3 protein-coding genes are annotated in these 3396 nt (G+C 39.7%); 2 read left to right on the forward strand and 1 reads right to left on the reverse strand.

Annotated elements, in window-relative coordinates:
• Positions 1 to 143: 143 nt before the first annotated feature.
• A protein-coding gene (locus tag PX481_RS18100) for an ISKra4 family transposase (protein ID WP_288095325.1) occupies positions 144 to 1207 on the forward strand; the annotation gives its coding sequence in 2 pieces (ribosomal slippage) (positions 144 to 300 and positions 300 to 1207; 1065 coding nt in all).
• A 455-nt stretch (positions 1208 to 1662) separates the two neighbouring features.
• Here the strand turns inward: PX481_RS18100 and recF are convergent.
• Positions 1663 to 2790, reverse strand: a complete 1128-nt coding sequence (recF, locus tag PX481_RS18105) for a DNA replication/repair protein RecF (protein WP_002761547.1) — start codon at positions 2788 to 2790, stop codon at positions 1663 to 1665.
• Between the two features lie 165 nt (positions 2791 to 2955).
• Here recF and PX481_RS18110 point away from each other — a divergent pair.
• Positions 2956 to 3396, forward strand: a 441-nt coding sequence (locus PX481_RS18110) for a DUF2808 domain-containing protein (RefSeq protein WP_288095327.1), incomplete at its 3' end; no start/stop codon positions are given.

The following is a 3396-nucleotide window of genomic DNA, read 5'->3' on the forward strand; positions in this document are numbered from 1 at the left end:
GGGAGCATCTCACTTATGCAATGAGTATTAATACTTATAGCAGTCAAAAACTAGAAAATCTTCAACTTGATCACAAAGAGAAATGAGATTATAATAGTTATAACTTACAATTCAGAATAGCTCTCGATGGGAGGAATAATTCAATGTTATCAGAAAATGAAAAAAGAATTAAAGAGTTATGTCAAGAGTTAGGGCAATGTCTCTATGAGCAATCCCAAATTAAGAAATTTAATAACTTGGGAGAGATAGAGGAGACAGTCAGAGATTTAATGATTCATTATGTTAACCCAGAAATCGGTATTTTTTTGTCAAAACAAGCACAGAAGAAACTGCCGGTCGGACGAGAAAAGTGAAAAGTATTTTGGGGGAATTACCAATTACAGAAAAACAAGCGAAAAAATTAGAAATAAAGTCTCGGACTCAGATGAGTCCAATGTTAGAGAAGAACTGTTTGCTATTAAGTGGCGATGAATCCTACGAAAAATCGGCGCAGAAAATCAAATCATTGACAGGGATTGCTGTTTCTCACAGTACCCAACAACGCCTCGTACATCGCTATGCTTTTGAAGAATTACCGTCTAACCCAGAAGTGGAAGTGGAAGAAATGAGCCTAGATGGCGGTAAGGTACGACTAAGAACTGCCAAGGGAAAAGCCTTAATTTGGCGTGATTATAAAGCAGTGAGTTTTCATCAACTGGGGGTAGCGGCTTTTTTTCAAAATAACTCAGCTTTATTAGATTTGGTTAATTCTCAAGTTTTGGCCAAGCCTTTAATTTGTTTAGGAGATGGACATGATGGTATCTGGAATTTATTTCGTGAGATCGGAGAGAAACAGGAAAGAATTGAAATATTGGATTGGTATCATTTAATCGAAAACCTCTATAAAGTTGGCGGGTCATTCCAGCGAATTGAGGAGGTAAAATGTTTTCTATGGAAGGGGGACGTGGACGCCGCTATCTCTTGTTGTGAAGGATGGTCAGAGCCGCAAGTTAAGAATTTTATTACTTATTTAAACAAGCATAAACATCGAATTGTCAATTATGGTTATTTGCAGGCAGAGGGGATTTCCATTGGCTCTGGCTCCGTCGAATCAAAAATTAAACAAATTGCTCATCGTCTTAAAATTACTGGTGCAAGTTGGCAATCTTGTAATGTACCGCAAGTCCTTCGTCATCGCTGTGCTTATCTAAATGGTTGCCTTTTTTAACTTTTTTATTGATCTCATTAAGCATTTCTACTTATTGCAAAGGTGAGATGCTCCCTACGGACTTTCTAACAGCAACAATTTAGCCAGCAATCAGGATGACCGCGATTGACAGCAATGGTCTGTAAATAAAGGTTCATAAGCTTGAGATCGTATTATGGTAAGAATCTACTATCCGAGAAATCTTTAATTTTGACACCTGACAATTTTTTGGACAGAACCATGGTTGGTATTTGCAAGCTGGTGGTGAATGGTTAGTAATTTATAAATTAAACCAAACAATTAAACCAGAAGATATGAGAAATTTTCTAGAGCAAACTACCGAGATATCGCAGCTATTTACTGAATGAGTAGCTTTAGTTTAGGGTTAAACTGCTGAGGTGACTAGAGAGTGGAAAGATAGGGAGAAAAACCTGATAACTGATAACTGAATATGGCTGAAGGCTGGTGGCTATAGGCTAATAAAAAATATGTCCCTTTTTGACAGAAAATACTTGGGAAGATTGCAACCAACGGGACTCAAAAGAACTGAGATGAGTGGTGGTAATTAAAGTTTGAAAACGGTCTTCGATCGCATCTAATAATTGATTTTGTCGTTCGATATCTAATTCGGCTAAAACATCATCGAGGAGTAGTAGGGGAGGTTCTCCGATAATCTGCTCTAGTAACTGTAATTCCGCTAATTTCAAGGCTAAAACTAAGGTTCTTTGTTGTCCTTGGGAACCGTAGGATTTAGCGGGGTTTTGGTTAATTAAAAAATCCACTTCATCCCGGTGGGGACCGACTACCGATGTCCCTAGTTGTTTCTCTGCCAAACGACGGGTTTCAATCTTATCTAAAAAAGCCCTTTGTACCCCATTGACATCATCTTCTACCCAAGGCACATTGGGAATATATTGTAATTCTAAAAGTTCGGTTTTTCCGCTAATACTTTCGTGCCATTTTTGGGCTAAAGGAATTAATCTTTGCAGGACTCGCGCCCTTCTTCTCGTTACTCTTGAACCGGTTTCTGCTAGTTGTAAATCCCAGAGTTTTAGCTGGGATAAATCCGCATAAACTTTTCCCTCTAATTCCTGTTTACGAATCTCTTTTAAGAGAGCATTTCTTTGTCGTAAAACCTGATTATATTGCTGTAAAATATGAACGTATAGGGGTTCTAATTGAATTAATAAAGTATCTAACCAATCTCGGCGAGCTTCCGGACCACCGCGCACTAAATCCAGATCGAGACTAGAAAATTGTACCGCATTAATCACGCCCAAAAAATCAAGATGACGGCGCAGGGGTTGACGGTCACGGATCACGGTGCGACGACCGGAAGAACGGAGAATTAAACTTAATTCTGATGCTCCATAAAGACGATTAACCCTAGCAAAAATTCTCGCCTCCGAGTCCGATTCTAGCACCAGATCCCGATCCTTGCTGACTCGATGGCTCTTGAGAGTGGCCAAAAGTTCGATCGCTTCTAGTAAATTGGATTTTCCCTGAGCATTATTGCCCAATAATATTGTTTTTTTGGACTCGAATTTTAGCAACTGTTCGGCATAATTTCTAAAACTGTGAAGATGTAGGTGTTCGAGATACATTGCAAGTTGGGGGTTAGCTGTTGGGGGTTGGGGAAGTGAGAAGTGGGGTGTGGGGTGTGGGGAGAAAACAACTGATAACTGATCACTGATAATGGCAGCGGTTTAGGGTTAAGTGAATTTGGTATAATTGCCCTTGACAATCAATATTTTATAGTAGCTTTTACCTTGAAAATTCCTTTTTTGCCTTTAAAACAGACTGAAAGTCTATCTAAACTCGCTTTGATTGCTATACTCGCTTTTGATGCTTCTGTGTCTCTCGCAGGACAATTTCCCGATGGCAGAGTATTTTTTGAGAGTTCTCCCACTCTAGTTAATTTCTTCGCTACTTTCCAATCCGTGCGTACTTGGGGGGCAAAATACTATCTTACCATCGCTCTACCGCCCTCTCTCGGGGCGCCCTTGGGTAAAGTAACCATACAACAGCAGCCTAATATTCAAACTATTGCTTTTCTTCTCGATCAAACCTTTGCTTTTCTTGGCGATCGCAATCAGCGAGGCGAAAAATTAACCCTAAAATCCACTACTTTTGACCCCAATACTCAGACGATTACGGTCATTTTTGATCCTCCTGTCCCCCCCGGTAATACCGTTTCCATCGGTCTGAAA

It is taken from the genome of Microcystis sp. M53603_WE2 (assembly GCF_030065435.1).

Excerpts from the sequence above, each read along its gene's own strand:
- recF (WP_002761547.1), bottom strand. The coding sequence starts at position 2,790 with ATGTATCTCGAACACCTACATCTTCACAGTTTTAGAAATTATGCCGAA.